16 protein-coding genes and 1 tRNA gene are annotated in these 18,037 nt (G+C 65.5%); 8 read left to right on the plus strand and 9 right to left on the minus strand.

The window, feature by feature from the left end:
- Window positions 1-102 precede the first annotated feature (102 nt).
- Window positions 103-1,659: a GDSL-type esterase/lipase family protein gene (locus QCE88_RS04850; protein WP_309899673.1), complete on the plus strand. Its 1,557-nt coding sequence runs from the start codon at window positions 103-105 to the stop codon at window positions 1,657-1,659.
- A 7-nt stretch (window positions 1,660-1,666) separates the two neighbouring features.
- On the opposite strand, the gene QCE88_RS04855 is transcribed toward QCE88_RS04850, so the two are convergent.
- The 5 genes from QCE88_RS04855 to trxB form a co-directional block, all read right to left on the minus strand.
- On the minus strand, window positions 1,667-1,990 hold the full coding sequence (locus QCE88_RS04855) for a rhodanese-like domain-containing protein (protein ID WP_309899675.1): 324 nt from the start codon (window positions 1,988-1,990) through the stop codon (window positions 1,667-1,669).
- Between the two features lie 80 nt (window positions 1,991-2,070).
- Window positions 2,071-2,724: a protein-L-isoaspartate O-methyltransferase gene (locus QCE88_RS04860; protein ID WP_309899677.1), complete on the minus strand. Its 654-nt coding sequence runs from the start codon at window positions 2,722-2,724 to the stop codon at window positions 2,071-2,073.
- Window positions 2,725-2,862: 138 nt separating this feature from the next.
- A complete protein-coding gene (locus QCE88_RS04865) occupies window positions 2,863-3,483 on the minus strand; it encodes a trimeric intracellular cation channel family protein (RefSeq protein WP_309899679.1) in 621 nt (206 codons plus the stop codon).
- Window positions 3,473-4,303 carry a Smr/MutS family protein gene (locus QCE88_RS04870; RefSeq protein ID WP_309899681.1) on the minus strand — a complete coding sequence of 277 codons (831 nt, stop codon included), beginning with the start codon at window positions 4,301-4,303 and terminating at the stop codon, window positions 3,473-3,475. Before QCE88_RS04870 ends, QCE88_RS04865 begins: the two co-directional genes overlap by 11 nt.
- A 223-nt stretch (window positions 4,304-4,526) precedes the next feature.
- Window positions 4,527-5,522: a thioredoxin-disulfide reductase gene (trxB, locus tag QCE88_RS04875; RefSeq protein ID WP_309899682.1), complete on the minus strand. Its 996-nt coding sequence runs from the start codon at window positions 5,520-5,522 to the stop codon at window positions 4,527-4,529.
- A gap of 420 nt (window positions 5,523-5,942) precedes the next feature.
- Between trxB and QCE88_RS04880 the strand changes: the two genes are divergently transcribed.
- Both QCE88_RS04880 and lolA read left to right on the plus strand, forming a co-directional pair.
- Window positions 5,943-8,258 (plus strand): DNA translocase FtsK 4TM domain-containing protein, encoded by a 2,316-nt coding sequence (locus QCE88_RS04880; protein WP_309899683.1) that lies wholly within the window; start codon window positions 5,943-5,945, stop codon window positions 8,256-8,258.
- A gap of 32 nt (window positions 8,259-8,290) precedes the next feature.
- Window positions 8,291-8,971, plus strand: coding sequence for an outer membrane lipoprotein chaperone LolA (gene lolA / locus QCE88_RS04885; RefSeq protein WP_309831027.1), 681 nt, complete (start codon window positions 8,291-8,293; stop codon window positions 8,969-8,971).
- 43 nt (window positions 8,972-9,014) lie between these two features.
- On the opposite strand, the gene QCE88_RS04890 is transcribed toward lolA, so the two are convergent.
- Both QCE88_RS04890 and QCE88_RS04895 read right to left on the minus strand, forming a co-directional pair.
- Entirely contained in the window at window positions 9,015-9,485 is a 471-nt protein-coding gene (locus QCE88_RS04890) for a hypothetical protein (protein WP_309899685.1), read from the minus strand.
- Between the two features lie 236 nt (window positions 9,486-9,721).
- Window positions 9,722-10,633 (minus strand): LysR family transcriptional regulator, encoded by a 912-nt coding sequence (locus QCE88_RS04895; protein WP_309899686.1) that lies wholly within the window; start codon window positions 10,631-10,633, stop codon window positions 9,722-9,724.
- Window positions 10,634-10,747: 114 nt separating this feature from the next.
- Here QCE88_RS04895 and speB point away from each other — a divergent pair, with 114 nt between their 5' ends.
- A complete protein-coding gene (gene speB, locus QCE88_RS04900) occupies window positions 10,748-11,764 on the plus strand; it encodes an agmatinase (RefSeq protein ID WP_309899688.1) in 1,017 nt (338 codons plus the stop codon).
- A 21-nt stretch (window positions 11,765-11,785) separates the two neighbouring features.
- On the opposite strand, the gene cytX is transcribed toward speB, so the two are convergent.
- Window positions 11,786-13,114, minus strand: a complete 1,329-nt coding sequence (cytX, locus tag QCE88_RS04905) for a putative hydroxymethylpyrimidine transporter CytX (protein WP_309899690.1) — start codon at window positions 13,112-13,114, stop codon at window positions 11,786-11,788.
- 178 nt (window positions 13,115-13,292) lie between these two features.
- On the opposite strand from cytX, the gene QCE88_RS04910 reads away from it, so the two are divergent.
- From QCE88_RS04910 to QCE88_RS04925, 4 genes are all read left to right on the plus strand, one after another.
- Window positions 13,293-14,609, plus strand: coding sequence for a replication-associated recombination protein A (locus QCE88_RS04910; protein ID WP_309899692.1), 1,317 nt, complete (start codon window positions 13,293-13,295; stop codon window positions 14,607-14,609).
- A gap of 78 nt (window positions 14,610-14,687) precedes the next feature.
- Window positions 14,688-15,986: a serine--tRNA ligase gene (serS, locus tag QCE88_RS04915; protein ID WP_309899694.1), complete on the plus strand. Its 1,299-nt coding sequence runs from the start codon at window positions 14,688-14,690 to the stop codon at window positions 15,984-15,986.
- A gap of 124 nt (window positions 15,987-16,110) precedes the next feature.
- A tRNA-Ser gene (locus tag QCE88_RS04920) sits at window positions 16,111-16,201 on the plus strand.
- Window positions 16,202-16,429: 228 nt separating this feature from the next.
- A complete protein-coding gene (locus QCE88_RS04925; RefSeq protein WP_309899696.1) occupies window positions 16,430-17,407 on the plus strand; it encodes an Abi family protein in 978 nt (325 codons plus the stop codon).
- Window positions 17,408-17,545: 138 nt separating this feature from the next.
- Here the strand turns inward: QCE88_RS04925 and QCE88_RS04930 are convergent, their stop codons facing one another.
- The gene (locus QCE88_RS04930; RefSeq protein ID WP_309899698.1) at window positions 17,546-17,899 is read right to left on the minus strand and encodes a hypothetical protein; all 354 of its coding nucleotides are present in this window, start codon (window positions 17,897-17,899) and stop codon (window positions 17,546-17,548) included.
- Between the last annotated feature and the right edge of the window lie 138 nt (window positions 17,900-18,037).

Consider the following 18,037-nt stretch of genomic DNA (forward strand, 5'->3'; position numbering starts at 1 on the left):
CATGCGGCTTTTTTTTCGAGGCATGGCCGTGTCCAGGGGCGCTGCAGGGACGACAATGCGAAAAACCGCATGTCCGGCGTCCGGCCGGAAACGGAGGCGGATATGAAGCCGGTACTGCAGAGGTACGTTCTTGGGTTGCTGGCGCTGCTCGCTCTGTGGTCCGGCACGCCGGGGGCTTTCGCCCAGACGCAATGGACCGGCACGTGGTCGAGCGCGCCGTCCATCGCGTCCGACGACGGCTTCGATAACCAGACGATCCGGCACATCGTGCGTACGAGCATCGGCGGTACGGCGGCGCGGGTGACGCTCTCGAACCTGTACGGAACGCAGCCCGTGACCATCGGCGACGTGCATCTCGCGCGGCGCGCACGCGGGTCGGCCACGGTCGCAGGCACCGATCGCCTGGTCACGTTCAGCGGCCAGCCCTACGTCACGATTCCGGCGGGCGGCTCGGTGCAAAGCGATGCCGTTGCCTTCGACGTGCCCGCGCTCGCGGATCTCGCCGTGAGCCTGCATGTGCCGTCAAAAACGCCGCCGAATTCGACCGGCAACGATCTCGGCTTGCAGGACGTCTACATCGCGCCCGGCGACGTGAGCGCCGATGCTGCGTTTGCGGGCGGTGTCGCAAATGCGGCGGGCGGGCAGTCGGTCTATTTCCTGACGGGCATCGACGTGATGAATGCCGCCGCGACGGGCGCGGTGGTCGCGTTCGGCGCGTCGATCACGGAGGGGCTCGGGACCACGCCGAACGGCAACCGGCGCTGGCCCAACCGGCTGGCGGTGCGGCTGGCGCGCGCGGGCATGACGGTTGGCGTGCTGAGCGAGGCCATCGGCGGCAACGGTTTCTTCACGGATGGCGCGGGTCAGGCCGGACTCACGCGCTTTGCCCGCGACGTGCTGGGGCAGGCGAACGTGAAATGGGTGATCGTCTCGGATGAGGCTGTCAACAGTCTCATTAACGACACTCCGCCGACCGCGACGCAACTCGAAGACGCCTACCGGCGTGTGATCGGGCAGGCGCACGCCGCGCAGCTCGGCGTGGTCTGCTCGACGCTGACGCCGTTCCAGGGCATCGCGGAGTGGACGCCGGCCATCGAAGCCACGCGCGAGCAGATCAACGGGTTCCTGCGCGATCGCGCCAGCAGCGGCTGTGATGCGGTGCTCGACCAGGCTGAGGCGACCGGTGACGTCGGCAATCAGGCCGCGTATGCACCGGCGTTCGACAGCGGCGACCATCTGCATCCGAACGACGCGGGCGCGCAGGCCATCGCGGACGCGGCCGATCTGAGCTGGTTCGCGGCGCTGCCGGCCGTCAACGCACCGGGCGCCTGTGGCCGACTGGCGCCGGGTGAAGGTTTCGGCGTGGGTGGAGCGCTGGCGGCGTGCAGCGGCGGCGTCACGCTGACGGTGCAGGACGACGGCTATCTCGTCGCGATGCAGAACGGCGTGGTCGTGTGGTCGTCACAGAACGCCGGGCCGCCGGGAGCGGAAGTTCGCATGGAGGCAGACGGCAATCTGGTGCTGTACGACAAGAACGGCGCGCGGGTGTGGCAGACCCGCACGTCGGGTCATCCGGGTGCGATTGCGCTGATCCAGAAAGACGGCCATCTGGTCATCTATGCCGCGAACGGCACGGCGCTGTGGTCGAGCGCCGGATGACGCGCGATCAGTACGTGGGCACCGCCGGATCGACCTGACGCGACCATGCGTCGATGCCGCCGTACAGGTTGAACATGTGCGTGAAGCCGCGCGATTCCAGGAACATCGCGACCTGTGCGCTGCGCGCGCCGTGATGGCAGATGCAGACGATCTGCGCGTCGTCGTCGAGTTCTTCGCTGCGGGCGGGAATGTCGCGCATCGGAATCGACACGATGTTGTCCAGCTTGGCCGTCTGGACTTCCCAGGGCTCGCGCACGTCGAGCAGAACGGGCGCGGGGCGCGAGGAATCGGCCAGCCACGCGGCGAGTTCGGGTGCGGTGAGATTTTGCATGGAGATCTTCGAAGGGCGACAGCAAGGACAGCAAGGGACAGGAGCGCGCCGCCGTGAAAGCACGGCGGCACGAAGCGCAATCAGAAGCGGAACAGCGACGGATGCACCGCGTTCTTGAGCGGCGCGACCAGCGTTTCGAACACGTCCGAGACGCGGAACTGCTTTTCGTCTACACGGGTCACGATCTGCGCTTTCATGACCGGCGCCACGCCGACGAAGGCCGCAATGCGCCCGCCGATCTTCAACAATTCGAGGAATTCCTGCGGCATGACCGGCAGGCCGCCCGACACGCAGATCACGTCGTAGGGCGCGCCGTCGGTCCAGCCGCGCGCGCCGTCGCCGGTGATCACTTCCGCGTTCGTCACGCCGTTCGCCGCGAGATTCTGGCGCGCGAGGTCGGCCAGTTCCGGCGAGATTTCGACGCTCGTCACGCTGCGCCCGCGATGCGCGAGCAGGGCGGCCATGTAACCGGAGCCGGTGCCGATTTCCAGCACTGTCTCGCCCTTGTGAACTGCGAGTTCCTGCAGGATGCGCGCTTCGACGCGCGGCGCCAGCATGCGTTCGCCGCCGGGCAGCGGCACTTCGAGGTCCGCGAAGGCGATGTTGCGGTACGCGGCGGGAACGAAGTTCTCACGCTTGACGATCGACAGCAGATTGAGCACGTCCTGGTCCAGCACTTCCCACGGACGAATCTGTTGCTCGATCATGTTGAAACGCGCTTGCTCGATGTTCATGTTCTGTGTGCGTAGTGGCGACCTGGGGCGGAGATGCGCCGTGGCCGGCGCCGTGGCCGGATACGGGGCGGGAAACGAAGCGATTGTAGCAAAACGAGGGGTTTTCCCGCCCGCTTCGCGGTGTGGGCCCCGCGGCGTCTAGTGCGGCAGCCGGATGTCGAGCTTGAAGGTGACGAGGCGCGCGAGCAGGATGAACGCCGTCGACAGCAGCACGTTGTAGATCGTATCGACGTCGAGCCGCTCCAGCCCGAGATAGATCCAGCAGCCCGCGAACGCGCAGACCGCGTAGGGCCGCGAATCGCGCAGGATCAGCGGGACTTCGTTGCACAGCACGTCGCGCATGACGCCGCCGAACACGCCGGTGACGACGCCCATCATCGTCGCGGTGAAGGCGGGCATTTGCGCATCCAGCGCGATGGACGTGCCCGACACGCTGAAGAGACCGAGGCCGATCGCGTCGGTGACCAGCAACGCGCGCTGGTCGAACAGGCGCGAAGTCACGCGCAGGAACAGCGGCGCGAAGATCGCCATCGCGAAGATGAAGAGCACGTAGTCCTGATGCTCGACCCAGTAGAACGGCCGGCGCGACAGCAGCACGTCGCGCACCGTGCCGCCGCCGAACGCCGTGACGAGGGCGACGAGAAACGCGCCGACCGCGTCGAGCCGGCGCTTGCGCGCCTCGATGAGCCCGGAGAAAGCGTACGCGAAGATCGCGAGCCCCTCCATGATGGTGATGGCAAGCGTCAGTCTAGGATGCACGGTCGGGCCCCGGCCTGGACTTGTTTTCGCCACCACGGTCCTGCGGATGATTGTGTTGACGCGACGTGCCGCCCGGCTGCAACAGCACAAGCACGGCGCCCGCGCCGCCGTCGTGCGGGCGTGCCTGGCAGAACGCGATGACTTCCGACTTCTGCACGAGCCACGCGCGCACTTTGCCCTTCAGCACCGGTTCGCGGCCGATCGAACCGAGTCCCTTGCCGTGGATCACGCGCAGGCAGCGCAGCCCGCGCTTCACCGATTCGCGGATGAACTCCGCCAGCGCCTCGCGCGCTTCCTCGCGCCGCATGCCGTGCAGGTCGAGTTGTGCCTGCACGATCCACGCGCCGCGCCGCAGTTTCCGCACGACTTCCTGACTGATGCCCGGGCGGCTGAAGGACAGCGTTTCGTCGATATCGAGCAGGCTTTCGGGATCGTATTCGTCCGACAGCGCTTCCTGCAGCACCGCTTCTTCGTCACGACGGCTCTGCAGCGGCAGCGGCGGGGGCGGCACGCGGGTCAGCGTCGTGCGGGGCGGGGTTTTCAACGGCTCGACAGCGCCGATCGAGTCGATGGCGCGGCGGAATTCATCGGCATCCGCGACGGTCTCGCGCTCGGCGCGCGCCGCCGCGACGCGCTGGATCTCGCGCTGTTCGGCGTCGGCCTTGAGCGCGCGTTTGAGCGTCGAGAGGCCCGCCAGTCCGTCGCGCCTGACGGAGGCGGCGACGTCGGCAGGCCTGGCCGGCTCGGCCGGCTGGGCCGTTTGCGGCACAGGCTTGCGCCGGGCTTTCGGTTCGTTCGGATGAGGGTGATTCTTCGGCATCGTTCGGCCAGTTGGGACGTCTGGAAACTGAGTCGAGGATGGGGCGCGCGCGTGCACATAACCGGGAGCAGGCCTGCCCGCCGCGCGCCTGCCGCAAAGAAAACGGGCCGGCGGCGTGAACCGTGGCCCGTTCTGCAAGCTTCCATCACAATGCGCGAAGCGCCTTGCGCACCGTGCGGGCTGATCACATTCTAGCGGCTCGCCGCGCGCACGGTCCGACGGATCAGCGATCCGCTTCGTGGCTCATCGAATGCGGGGTCGCTGTCTCGTGGATGCTTTCGAGGTAGCGCTGCGCATCGAGCGCGGCCATGCAGCCCGTGCCCGCGCTGGTGATGGCCTGGCGATACACGTGATCCTGCACGTCGCCCGCCGCGAACACGCCGGGGAGGCTGGTGGAGGTGGCGTCGCCGGTCGTGCCGCCCTTCGTGATGATGTAGCCGTTCTTCATCTCCAGCTGATTGATGAAGAGATCGGTGTTGGGCTTGTGGCCGATCGCGACGAACACGCCCTGGAGCACGACGTCGGTGGTCGCGCCGGTCTGCGTATGCTTGACGCGCAGGCCCGTGACGCCGGTGGCGTCGCCGGTGACTTCGTCGAGCACGTGGTTCCACTTGATCTCGACCACGCCTTCCTTTTCCTTCGCGAGCAGGCGGTCGATCAGGATCGGCTCGGCGCGGAACTTGTCGCGGCGATGGATCACCGTCACCTTCTTCGCGATGCCCGCCAGATAGAGCGCTTCCTCGACCGCGGTGTTGCCGCCGCCGATCACCGCGACTTCACCGTTGCGATAGAAGAAACCGTCGCAGGTGGCGCAGGCGGACACGCCCTTGCCCATGAACGCTTCTTCCGACGGCATGCCGAGATACTGCGCCGACGCGCCGGTCGCGATGATCAGCGAATCGCAGGTGTACTCGCCGGAATCGCCAATGAGCCGCATCGGCTTTTCATTGAGCTTTGCGGTGTGGATGTGATCGAACACGATGTCCGTGTTGAAGGCGCGCGCGTGTTCCTCGAGACGCTGCATGAGTTCCGGGCCCTGCACGCCCGAGGGGTCGCCCGGCCAGTTTTCGACGTCCGTGGTGGTCATCAGCTGGCCGCCCTGGGCGAGACCGGTGATGAGCAGCGGCGACAGATTCGCGCGCGCCGCATAGACCGCGGCGGAGTAGCCGGCAGGGCCGGAACCGAGAATCAGCACTTTGGCGTGTTTGGGCGAAGACATGATATTGGTCCGTTTTCGATGGTCGGCTCGAAAGCGCGCCGAATGAGCTTGCGGCAGCGTGGCCAGCGCGGCTGGGCGTTGGCCGCCATGCGCGAACCGCAGCAATATCGACGCCCGCCGCGCGGCTCGTGGCCGCGTGAAGGCGCCGGAGCGCTTTCGATGAACCGTATTTGAGTGCAAAACGGGGATTATAAAGGGGCCTCGAAAAGCCTTCCGAGTGAACCTTTCAATTGCAGCGATAGGTGCGGCGCGCGGTGTTCTCCCCGATGACGCGCGCGTGACGAGTGTTACAGGTTGCAAGCGCCGGACCGTTTTTACGCCGTTCCCCGCAATGCAGCGTTTACAATAGGCCACCGTTCCAGGCGGTCCCGGCGCACCGGCCGGCGAGGCCGCAAGCAGGCGAGACCAAGCATCGAATCAATGGCCAAAGCACCTTATTCCGCGAGCCCGCAGGCACTGCCGCACCGCATGTCGCGGCTCTTCACCGAAATTCGCTGGATCCTCCAGGTCGCGCTCGGGCTGTTCCTCGTGATGGCGCTGCTCTCGTACAGCCGCAGGGACCCGAGCTGGACCCACGCGATCAGCGTCGAACGCATCGCGAACTGGGCCGGCCGCGTCGGCGCCTATACGTCCGACATCCTGCTGCTCGTGTTCGGGCTCTCCTCCTACTGGCTGATCGTGCTGCTCGCGCGGCGCATCATCGCGAACTACCGGCGCATTACGCAACCTCCGGTCGTCGAGGAAGACGCGCCGAAGGACCGCACCTGGCTCGCCGAAGCCTTCGCCTTCGTGCTCGTGCTGCTCGCGTCCGATGGCATCGAGGCCTTGCGCATGTGGTCGCTCAAGGTGCAGCTGCCGCGCGCGCCCGGCGGCGTGATCGGCGACATCGTCGCGCGCCATGTGTCGCATGCGCTGGGCTTCACCGGCGCCACGCTGTTCCTGCTGATTGCGCTCGCCATCGGGCTGTCGCTGTATTTCCGCTTCTCGTGGCTCTCGGTGTGCGAGAAGGTCGGTGACGGCATTCTCAACGCGATCACCGGCGCGCAACTGCGCCGCGAGGCCGGCCGCGACCGCAAGCTCGGCGAGGCCGCCGCGGTCAAGCGCGAGGGCAAGGTCGTGCGCTCGCGCGAAAAGAGCGAAGATCACGAACCGGTGATGATCGTGCCCGCCGTGCCCACGCCGGCGCGCTCGGAACGCGCGGAAAAGGAAAAGCAGGTGCCGCTCTTCAAGGACCTGCCGGGCGACTCCACGCTGCCGCCGCTGGCGCTGCTCGACCCGCCGCCGAAGAACCAGGAAACCATCGCCGCCGATACCCTCGAATACACCTCGCGTCTCATCGAGAAGAAGCTGAAGGACTTCGGTGTCGAGGTGAGCGTGGTCGCGGCGTATCCGGGTCCGGTCGTCACGCGTTACGAAATCGAGCCCGCCACGGGCGTGAAGGGCAGCCAGATCGTCGGCCTCGCGAAGGATCTGGCGCGCTCGCTGTCGCTGGTGTCGATTCGCGTCGTCGAAACCATTCCGGGCAAGAACTACATGGCGCTCGAGCTGCCGAACCAGCGCCGCCAGACCGTCAAGCTGTCCGAGATCCTCGGCTCCGAAGTCTATGCGAACGGCGCGTCGCCGCTGACCATGGGTCTTGGCAAGGACATCGGCGGCAATCCGGTCTGCGCCGATCTCGCCAAGATGCCGCACTTGCTGGTCGCGGGCACGACGGGTTCGGGCAAGTCGGTCGGCATCAACGCAATGATTCTCTCGCTGCTCTACAAGGCGAGCGCGGAGCAGGTGCGGCTGATCCTGATCGACCCGAAGATGCTCGAAATGAGCGTCTATGAAGGCATTCCGCATCTGCTGTGTCCGGTCGTCACCGACATGCGCCAGGCCGGTCACGCGCTGAACTGGGCGGTCGCCGAAATGGAGCGCCGCTACAAGCTGATGAGCAAGATGGGCGTGCGCAATCTCGCGAGCTTCAACAGCAAGATCGAAGACGCGAAGAAGCGTGACGAAAAGATTCCGAACCCGTTCAGCCTGACGCCCGACGAACCGGAACCGCTGACGCGCTTGCCGAACATCGTGGTCGTGATCGACGAACTCGCCGACCTGATGATGGTCGTCGGCAAGAAGGTCGAGGAGCTGATCGCGCGCATTGCGCAGAAGGCACGCGCGGCGGGCATCCACCTGATTCTCGCGACGCAGCGGCCCTCGGTGGACGTGATCACCGGCCTCATCAAGGCCAACGTGCCGACGCGGATGGCGTTCCAGGTATCGTCGAAGATCGACTCGCGCACGATCCTGGACCAGCAGGGCGCGGAGTCGCTGCTCGGCATGGGCGACATGCTCTATCTGCCGCCGGGTTCGGGCATGCCGGTGCGGGTGCATGGCGCGTTCGTGTCGGACGAGGAAGTGCATCGCGTGGTGGACAAGCTGAAGGAGCAGGGCGAGCCGAATTACATCGAGGGCCTGCTCGAAGGCGGCCTCGCCGGCGAGGGCGACGAAGGCTCGGCCGGCGCGAATGGAACCGGCGGCGCGGACGACGAGTCCGATCCGTTGTACGACCAGGCGGTCGAAGTCGTCATCAAGAACCGTCGCGCGTCCATTTCACTGGTGCAGCGGCACTTGCGCATCGGCTACAACCGCGCGGCGCGCCTGCTGGAACAGATGGAGAATTCGGGGCTGGTGTCGGCGATGTCGTCGAACGGCAATCGCGAGATCCTGACGCCGGCACGCGACGCCGAATGACGCGCGGCGCGAATCAAAGGGAGAACACCACAATGCAACACCATACGGGGAGCCGCACGCTCAAGGTCCTGAGCGCCGCCTTGTTTTCAGCGTCGATGCTGCTGGCGTCGCACGCCTTCGCAAGCGGCACCGAACAACTGAAGGCGTTCGTCTCGCAGGTCAAGGCGGCGCGCGGCGACTTCACGCAGCAGGAGATCAAGGCGCCGGGCAAGGCCAACAACGGCGCCACGTCCACGACCGTGCCGACCAAGGGCGCGACGTCGAGCGGCACGTTCATGTTCGCGCGGCCGGGCAAGTTCATCTGGTCGTATCAGAAACCGTATGCGCAGGTCCTGCAGGCGGACGGCGACAAGCTCTACGTGTACGACAAGGATCTGAACCAGGTCACCGTGCGCACGCTCGGCGGCGCGCTGGGTGCGAGCCCGGCGGCCATCCTGTTCGGCAGCAACGATCTGGACAAGAATTTCAACCTGCGCGACGCGGGCGAGAAGGGCGGAATCGACTGGCTCGAACTCACGCCGAAGGCGAAGGACACGCAGTTCGAGACGGTCGGCATCGGCTTCAAGGACGGCAACCTGCAAGCGATGGAATTGCACGACGTGTTCGGCAATGTCACGCTGCTCACGTTCTCGAACATCCAGAAGAACCCGCCCATGAAGAGCGATGCGTTCAAGTTCACCGTGCCGAAGGGCGCGGACGTGATCAACGGCTGATCATCACAGCCCGGCGACCGCCGGGCCGTGCTTTCATCGCGGCTCAGTTGTAGCTCGTCGTCAGCAGGACGCGGGTCACGGATGCGGGCGTGTCGTCGAGCGCGTGCATCGACAGCGTGCCGCCGAGTTTGCCTACGTGATACGTGCCGCCCGAATCGGATGGCGTGGTGTTCCCCTCGCTGTCGATGAAGCGGGTCGCAAGCAGCCGCGAACCGGACGCCGGGCTGTGGCCGATCACCAACGTCGACACGGCGGCGCTCGGCGCATCGCTTGGCTCGGCCGAGAACATCACGTGCGCGGTGCGCCCGCTCATCTCGTCGATCCGCTTGGGGGAGGGCGTTGCAGAGCCATTCCCCGACCCGACCGATACATCGAACGGCGGCGCCACGATCGATCCCGTGAAGTAGATGACGCCGCCGTTCGTTCCCGCGCTCGCCATGGCGCAGTAAGTCACCGCGCTTGCCAGAACGAGTTGTCCGGCCCGTCGTGCCCTACCCAGCTTTGCATCGATCATGGTTCCCTCGTCTTAAGAGAAGGCGCAGCCTGTCCGCGATGGTCAGTCAGCGTGGCAATCGAGCGCGCTCCCGGTCGTTCGGACCCGTTGTCGCGCTCAATATTGAGATGCCCGTGAATCGATATTAGGAGAAGTCGTATTGCCCGATCAATACGATTCCGGTATTCAATTTGTAGAAAATTGTCATGCTTGTTGATGGGCTGTTAATGGCTCAAAACGCTTGCCTGTGCGCAATATCAGCCGTGTGCGGCCTGCATGTCTTCGATGAACGCATCGACGATCTCGCGTTTCGCCTCACGCGCGCCGCCCGCACGCCGTGCGCGCGTGACCATCTGGAAAGCAACGCGATAGCGCATCACCTTGGGATTCAGCGGCGCGAGCACGCCTTCCTTCACATACGGCGCCGCGAAATGCTCGGGCAGATAGCCGAGATGCTGCCCTGACAGCACGAGCATCGCGACGGCTTCCATGTTGTCCGCCACCGCGCCGATCAGTCGCGGCGCAAGCGTGCCGGCCTCGGGCAGCGGATAGCTGCGCCATGCCCAGTCGTGCTCATTGGCCTCGCTCATGCGCACACGTCCTGCGCGCGCGAACAGTGGATGCTCCCGGCCGCAGTAGGCGAACTGTTCCTCGGCGAAGATTTCGACGTAATCGAGCGACGGCACGCGATGCCAGAAATAGCCGATCGCCATCTGGATGCGTCCCGCCAGCAGCATCTCCTCGAGTTCGCCCGGCGAGCGCACGAGCACCGCGAAGCGCACGGATTCGTCGCGCTGGCGAAAGCGCGCGATGGCTTCGCTGACGCGTGCGTTCGCGCTGACCGGCGTATTGCCGATCATCCCGAGCGTGAGCGTGCCGACCAGCGTCTTGCCGACGTTGCGGGCGGTGGAGTCGAAGGTCTCGATGGCCGCGAGCAGCGTGCGGCATGCCTCGACGAACTGTTCGCCGCGCGAGGTCAGCGCAAAGCCGCCGCGGCCGCGCTCGCAGAGGCGATAACCGAGCCGGGTTTCGAGCGTCGCGAGCTGCGTGCTGATGGTGGACTGACCGACGTTCAGCGTGGCCTGCGCCGACGACACGCCGCCCGCGTCGGCAATGGCGAGGAACACGCGGATCAGCCGCAGATCGAGATCGGACAAGTGAGTGAACATGCGCGCCGCCAATACATCGATAAAAATCGATGTGAAGTTGTTTTTGTCGTCATTTTAACGCCGGAGAAAAGCGGCTATGAATGGCAGCATCACTATCCTGATTCATCCGACGCCATGAATACTTCCGCGCTGTTCGCCCCCGCAGAACACTTCGATTCCCACTTTCTCGACGCCCGCGCCGAACGCCCGCAGCCGCTGTCGGGCAACCAGATGCCGCGCTGCGGCGGCATCACGACGATGATGCGTCTGCCGCATGTCCCGTCCGCCGCCGGGCTGGATGCGTGCTTTGTCGGCGTGCCGTTCGATCTCGGCACGTCCAACCGTACGGGCGCGCGCTTCGGCCCGCGTCAGGTGCGTAGCGAATCCGTGCTGCTGCGGCCGTACAACATGGCGACGCGCGCCGCGCCGTTCGATTCGCTGCGCGTCGCGGACATCGGCGACGTCGCGATCAATCCGTACAACCTGCTCGATTCCATCGACCGCATCGAGCGCGCGTACCGCGAGATCCTGCAGCACGACTGCACGCCGCTGACGCTCGGCGGCGACCACACCATCGCGCTGCCGATCCTGCGCGCGATCCACGCGAAGCACGGCAAGGTCGGGCTGATTCACATCGACGCCCACGCGGACGTCAACGACACCATGTTTGGCGAGAAGATCGCGCACGGCACGCCGTTTCGCCGCGCGGTGGAGGAGGGCTTGCTGGACTGCTCGCGCGTGGTGCAGATCGGCCTGCGCGGCACCGGCTACGAAGCCGGCGATTTCGACTGGTGCCGCGACCAGGGCTTTCGCGTCGTGCAGACGGAGGAATGCTGGAACAAGTCGCTCGCGCCGCTGATGGACGAAGTGCGCGCGCAGATGGGCGACGGTCCGGTCTACATCACGTTCGACATCGACGGCATCGATCCGGCCTTCGCGCCCGGTACGGGCACGCCGGAAATCGCCGGCCTGACGGTGCCGCAAGCGCTGGAGATCGTGCGCGGTGCGCGCGGGCTGAACATCGTCGGCGCGGATCTGGTGGAAGTCGCGCCGCCCTACGATCCGTTCGGCACCACGGCGCTGCTCGGCGCGAATCTCGCGTTCGAACTGCTGTGCGTGCTGCCGGGCGTCGAGTATCGCGCGGCGCGCTGAATTGCGCTTGTGCCTGCTGCTTCAGGCGTACGCCCGCCGCCGTCCCGCCACGAGCAGCAGATAGCACACCGCGCCGAGCGCGAGCGCGGGCAGCGTCGCGCCGAGATTCGGCAGCCACTGATTGATCGCGTGGTAAGCGGCAATGCCGATGCCCCACGCGATGAACGCGCTCACATGCCAGCCCCCGGAATAGCCATAGCGGCCGCTGGTGTCGGCGAGCACGGCAGTGTCGATGCGCCGCTTGCGCACGATGAAGTGATCCGCCAGCACCACGCCGAAGAGCGGCGCGAACACCGAGCCGATCAGCAGCAGGAAGTTCTGGTACTTGCCCATCTCGACGACGAGCGCGACCAGCGTGCACAGCGCCCCGAACGCGCACGACAGCAGCGGCACGCTGCCGCGCGCCCAGAAAGTGCCTGTTGAAACGGCGGCGGAGTGGATGTCGGCGAAGGCGTTGTCGGTTTCATCGATCAGGATCAGGAACAGCGCAAGCCCGCCGCCGGCCTGCGCGAACGCGGTGGTCAGGAGCGCATCGCCGCCGCCGGCCGCGAGACCGTAGATCGCGCCGAGCGCGTAGAACCAGAGATTCGCGATGCCGTAGCCCAGCAGCGTCCCGCGGAAGGTGCCGCCCGCGCTGCGGCCGAAGCGCGTGTAGTCGGCGATCAGCGGCAGCCACGACAGCGGCATCGCGACCACCAGGTCGATGCCCGCGCCGAACGCCATCTCGCCGGTCCCGGAGCGCGCCATCAGCGCGGCGAGATCGTGCTTCGCGAGCAGGTTCCAGGTCAGCCAGCCTGCGCCGCCGAGCAGCAGCCAGATGCCCCAGGTGCGGAGAAAGCGCCGCACGAAGGACAGCGGGCCGCTCACCGCGAGCAGCGTGGCGAGTGCGCCGAAGATGAGCGTCCAGACGATCGGCATCGAGAAGTGGAAGGATTGCTTCGCGAGGGCATCGGCGGAATCGCGCATCACGATGATCTCGAACGAGCCCCATCCGACCAGCTGCACCGCGTTGAGCACCGCCGGCACGGAGGCGCCGCGCACGCCGAGCGTCGGCCGCAGCGAGGACATGGCGGCGAGGCCGGTGTCCGTGCCGATCACGCCCGCGAGCGCCAGCAGCACGACGCCGACCGCCGTGCCGATGCCGATCGCCGCAAGCGCATGCGGCAGGGACAGCCCCGGCACCAGCAGCGCGCCCGCCTGCGCGACCAGGAGGCCGATGCCGAGCGAGAACCACAGCGCGAAGGCGTCGCTCGTGGCGAAGGCGCGCCGTTCGGCCGGCACGGGGGTGAGCGGCGCGTAGGTGGAAGTTTCGCCGTGCGCCGCGGCGTTCGTCGTGTGCTCTTGCCCCATCGGATTGCGTCCTCATATGGTCGAGGTGTTGTCGAGACCGTGCCCGGCGGGCGCGTCCGCTGCATGAGCGGCCCGGCTGTCATAATGACCCGTTCCGCCACCGGCCAGCGCTTCTGTCAGGAAGCGCGAGATTATCGCCGCGATCCACCCAACCGCGTCAACCTGCATCGCACAGCCCATGTTCGAAGAAAACCGTGGCACCGTTCCGCTCGCGGAGCGCCTGCGCCCCCGCACCATCGACGACGTGATCGGCCAGAAACACCTGCTTGGGCCGAGCAAACCGCTGCGCGTCGCGTTCGAATCGGGCGAAGCGCATTCGATGATCCTGTGGGGCCCGCCCGGCGTCGGCAAGACCACGCTCGCGCGCCTCATGGCCGACGCGTTCCACGCGCAGTTCATCTCGCTTTCGGCGGTGCTGTCCGGTGTCAAGGATATCCGCGAGGCCGTGGAGACGGCGCAGATTCATCGCGCGAACGGACATCAGACGCTGGTGTTCGTCGATGAGGTGCATCGCTTCAACAAGAGCCAGCAGGACGCCTTTCTGCCGCACGTGGAGTCCGGCCTGTTCGTGTTCGTCGGCGCGACGACCGAGAATCCGTCCTTCGAGGTGAACAGCGCGCTCTTGTCGCGCGCGGCGGTCTACGTGCTGAAGAGCCTCGACGCCGACGAGCTGAAGGAATTGCTCGAGCGCGCGAGCCGGGAACTGGGCGGGCTCACGTTCACGGATGAGGCCCGCGATGCGCTGGTCGGTTCCGCCGACGGCGACGGCCGCAAGCTCCTGAACAACCTCGAGATTGTCGCGCGCGCGGCGGCGCAGCAGAAGCAGAGTGACGTCGACGGCGCGTTGCTCGGCAGCGCGCTCGCCGAGAACCTGCGCCGTTTCGACAAGGGCGGCGACGCGTTCTACGACCAGATCAGCGCGCTGCACAAGTCGGTGCGCGGCAGCAATCCGGACGGCGCGCTGTACTGGTTCTGCCGCATGCTCGACGGCGGCGCGGACCCGCGCTATCTGGCGCGGCGCATCGTGCGGATGGCGTGGGAGGACATCGGGCTCGCCGATCCGCGCGGCGCGCGCATTGCGCTCGACGCCGCCGAGACCTATGAACGGCTCGGCACGCCGGAAGGCGAACTGGCGCTCGCGCAGGCCCTGATCTATCTGGCGGTCGCGCCGAAATCGAATGCGGGCTACAACGCGTACAACGAGGCGAGGCGCTACGTCGGCCGCGATCAGTCGCGCGGCGTGCCCGTGCATCTGCGCAACGCGCCGACCAAGCTCATGAAGGAACTCGGCTACGGCCACGAATATCGCTACGCGCACGACGAACCCGACGCCTACGCCGCTGGCGAAACTTATCTGCCCGACGGCATGCGCGAGCCTTCGTGGTATCAGCCGACGCCGCGCGGGCTCGAAGGCAAGATCGGCGAGAAGCTCGCGCGCCTCAGCGATCTCGACGCTGCGTGGCGGCGCGAACACCGCGACGACAAGAAGCGCTGAGGGCTGGCGCCTGTCCGGCCGCCGCTGGCCGTGCGCTAGAATCGACGTTTCACGAATACTCAACACAGCAGCCCCGCCATGCTCGATATCCAAACCCTCCGCAAAGACCTGGACGGCGTCGCGAAGCGCCTCGCCGACCGGGGCTTCACGCTCGACGTCGCCGCGTTCGCCGCGCTCGAAGCCGAGCGCCGCGAGATCCAGACGCGCACCGAAGACCTGCAGTCGCGCCGCAACAGCCTCTCGAAGCAGATCGGCGCGATGAAAGGCCGCGGCGAGGACACCTCGGCGGTGATGGCGGAAGTGGGCGGGATCGGCGACACCATGAAGGAGTCGGCGGCGAAGCTGGACGACGTGCAGAAGCGCCTGTCGGACCTGATGCTCACCGTGCCGAACCTCGCGCACGAAAGCGTGCCGGTGGGCCGCGACGAGACGCAGAACGTCGAGGTGCGGCGCTGGGGCACGCCCCGCGCGTTCGACTTCGAGGTGAAGGATCACGTCGATGTCGGCGCGCCGCTCGGCCTCGACTTCGAAACCGGTGCGAAGCTGTCGGGCGCGCGCTTCACACTCCTGCGCGGGCAGATTGCGCGGCTGCATCGCGCGCTCGCGCAGTTCATGATCGACACGCACACCGAACAGCACGGCTACACCGAAACGTACACGCCGTACATCGTGAATCCGGAGATTCTCTACGGCACGGGCCAGCTGCCGAAGTTCGCGGACGACATGTTCCGTGTGGAGAAGGGCGGCGAGGAAAACACGGTCACGCAGTACCTGATTTCCACGTCCGAAATCTCGCTGACCAACACCGTGCGCGAGAGCATTCTCGATGCAGGCGCGCTGCCCGTTAAGCTCACCGCGCATTCGCCGTGCTTCCGTTCGGAAGCGGGCTCGTACGGGCGCGACACGCGCGGGCTGATTCGCCAGCATCAGTTCGACAAGGTGGAGATGGTGCAGGTCGTGGCGCCCGAGCATTCGTACGCCGCGCTCGACGAGATGGTCGGCCAGGCCGAAACCATTTTGCAGAAGCTGGAGCTGCCGTATCGCGTGATTACGCTGTGCACAGGCGACATGGGTTTTTCAGCGGCGAAGACTTTCGACCTCGAAGTCTGGCTGCCGGCGCAGAACACGTATCGCGAGATTTCGAGCTGCTCGAACACCGAAGCTTTCCAGGCGCGCCGCATGCAGGCACGCTTCCGCAATGCCCAGGGGAAGCCCGAGTTCGTGCATACGCTGAACGGCTCGGGACTGGCGGTGGGCCGCACGCTCGTCGCGGTGCTGGAGAACTTCCAGAACGCGGATGGCTCGGTGACGATTCCCGCCGCGTTGCGTCCTTACATGCGCGGTCAGGAACGTATCGAAGCGGCGGCTGCGGCCTGACGCCGGGACCAGGCTCATTTTGCTGAAGGTTGGCAAAAGGGGCTTGGCAAGGCCCGGAGACTTCGATATAGTTTCGTTCTTCGCCAAGCAACGACCCGCTTGACGAAGGCCCGAGAGGGTAGACGGAGAGGTGGCAGAGTGGTCGAATGTACCTGACTCGAAATCAGGCGTACGGTTTTCCCGTACCGTGGGTTCGAATCCCACCCTCTCCGCCAAGAACATCGAAAGCATCAAACCGAAAGGCCGCCCATTGGGCGGCCTTTCGTCATTCTGGCGCATTCAAAGCCATGCCCCTATGCGGCGATCATCTCGATTTGATTTTCCTTGTTGACGGTTTCGGTCGGTCGTTTAGAATCACCCCCAATATGTCCCTCACCTCTGAGCCCGATCGAAAGATTGGTGTCCCATGTGGGGGATTTCCATTTGTGGCGACCGATCCTTGCATGACGGCAACCAACAAGCCGGAGTTCTCTCCGTTAAAACTGCACCGCCCTTACGCGGACCAACGGGAACTCCTGAAATCGCGAAACCTGGCTGTTGGTGATGAGGCTGCGGCTTTAGCAACGCTGCAAAGAATCGGCTATTACCGGCTGGTTGGTTACTGGTTCCCCCTTCGCGTCCCGACTCCAGGCAGCGATGTCCGCCGCAACGATGATTTTCTCGACGGAGCGTCGTTCGAATTGGCCGAGGCGCTCTACGAGTTCGACAGGAAACTGAGATTGCTCGTTCTCGACGCCGTCGAGAGGGTCGAAGTCGCGGTGCGTGTCGATATCGCGCATTTGCTTGGGCGGCGGCATCGTCGTGCCCACGAATCAACAGCTCATCTGGACGCGAACTTCTGTCAAAAACGACAAGGCCCGAGGGGACTGACGCCGCATCAGGCGTGGCTGGAAAAATACCGAGAGGCGCTCAAAAAAAGTCGCAAGGAAGATTTCGTCGCCCATCACGAGCAAAAATACGGCGCAGCGCTTCCGATTTGGGTCGCCACGGAGATTTGGGACTTCGGCTTACTGTCGAAATTTTTTGCCGGTATGAAATACGGTGATCAGAACAAGATCGCAAGCCGATATGGAATGCCCGGACAGCATCTGGCGTCATGGTTGCGCACAATCAACTTTGTGCGAAACGTCGCGGCGCATCATTCCCGGTTGTGGAACCGTAACCACCCCGAACCGCCCAAATTTCCTGACATTCAACCGCAACACGACCTGCACCACCTGACGAAAGATGAGTTTGCAAGGCGGCGGACGTACGGCACGCTGTGCATCCTCCGAACTCTGTTGCGAGTCATTTGCCCGGAAAGCGGGTGGTCTGATGCAGTGAAAACGCATTGCCTTGGTTTTCCGGAGTCGAAGCTCGTGAGCCTCCGCGCCGCAGGTTTCCCGCCGCGCTGGGAGCGTTTGCGGATATGGACCGCCTAGCTCGCCGCATGAAGCGTCGCGGCACCGATTCCGGTTGCATTGCACGGTGCTCGATCTGCATGTCCTGACACTTTCGATCTGGGCCGCCTCAAGCTCGCTCGACGCTTCGTCACCCGCGCGCCAGCGCCCGAACATCACTCAAGTCGTACACCGGGCAATATCAAACCGCAATTCCGGCTCGGGCACACCGCCATCGTCGCTGGATGACTGCTGCACCTTCACCTCCGACCCATACGCCGATGGCGTCAAGATCACAAGCCACGCATTCGACCCGACCATCACCTCGGTCGAACCCTGCGCGCGCGTCGTCTGCGCGGACGGAATCATGCGTTGCAGGCAGTTGGAAATATCCGACGCGGGCCGCGCCGATGACACATGAATCACGGGCTTCGACGCGCGCAATTCGGGACCGCTCGTCGAACTGCAGGCGGCGAGGGCAGCAGCGCCCGCCACGGTGGCAAACAGATAAGCAAATCGAGGCAAGGTGGTCACGCTCCAACAAGTCTGAATCCGGGCCACTAAAACACAAACCCGTGTGCATCACAAGAGTGCACGTCCGCCGCGTGCGTCCTGACCCCTCGGCCCAAGGCCCGGCGGCGCCGGAATGCTATCATCGGCCCCATTGTCCTC

Source organism: Caballeronia sp. LZ035, from assembly GCF_031451175.1.
Taxonomy (GTDB): domain Bacteria; phylum Pseudomonadota; class Gammaproteobacteria; order Burkholderiales; family Burkholderiaceae; genus Caballeronia.

Bases quoted from the DNA above. Each gene is read 5' to 3' on its own strand.
- cytX (WP_309899690.1), bottom strand. From the start codon at position 13,114: ATGGGGCAAGAGCACACGACGAACGCCGCGGCGCACGGCGAAACTTCC.
- trxB (WP_309899682.1), bottom strand. From the start codon at position 5,522: ATGTCTTCGCCCAAACACGCCAAAGTGCTGATTCTCGGTTCCGGCCCT.
- speB (WP_309899688.1), top strand. From the start codon at position 10,748: ATGAATACTTCCGCGCTGTTCGCCCCCGCAGAACACTTCGATTCCCAC.
- QCE88_RS04910 (WP_309899692.1), top strand. From the start codon at position 13,293: ATGTTCGAAGAAAACCGTGGCACCGTTCCGCTCGCGGAGCGCCTGCGC.
- serS (WP_309899694.1), top strand. From the start codon at position 14,688: ATGCTCGATATCCAAACCCTCCGCAAAGACCTGGACGGCGTCGCGAAG.
- QCE88_RS04860 (WP_309899677.1), bottom strand. From the start codon at position 2,724: ATGAACATCGAGCAAGCGCGTTTCAACATGATCGAGCAACAGATTCGT.
- QCE88_RS04870 (WP_309899681.1), bottom strand. From the start codon at position 4,303: ATGCCGAAGAATCACCCTCATCCGAACGAACCGAAAGCCCGGCGCAAG.
- QCE88_RS04850 (WP_309899673.1), top strand. From the start codon at position 103: ATGAAGCCGGTACTGCAGAGGTACGTTCTTGGGTTGCTGGCGCTGCTC.
- QCE88_RS04880 (WP_309899683.1), top strand. From the start codon at position 5,943: ATGGCCAAAGCACCTTATTCCGCGAGCCCGCAGGCACTGCCGCACCGC.
- QCE88_RS04925 (WP_309899696.1), top strand. From the start codon at position 16,430: ATGACGGCAACCAACAAGCCGGAGTTCTCTCCGTTAAAACTGCACCGC.
- QCE88_RS04895 (WP_309899686.1), bottom strand. From the start codon at position 10,633: ATGTTCACTCACTTGTCCGATCTCGATCTGCGGCTGATCCGCGTGTTC.
- QCE88_RS04890 (WP_309899685.1), bottom strand. From the start codon at position 9,485: ATGATCGATGCAAAGCTGGGTAGGGCACGACGGGCCGGACAACTCGTT.
- lolA (WP_309831027.1), top strand. From the start codon at position 8,291: ATGCAACACCATACGGGGAGCCGCACGCTCAAGGTCCTGAGCGCCGCC.
- QCE88_RS04855 (WP_309899675.1), bottom strand. From the start codon at position 1,990: ATGCAAAATCTCACCGCACCCGAACTCGCCGCGTGGCTGGCCGATTCC.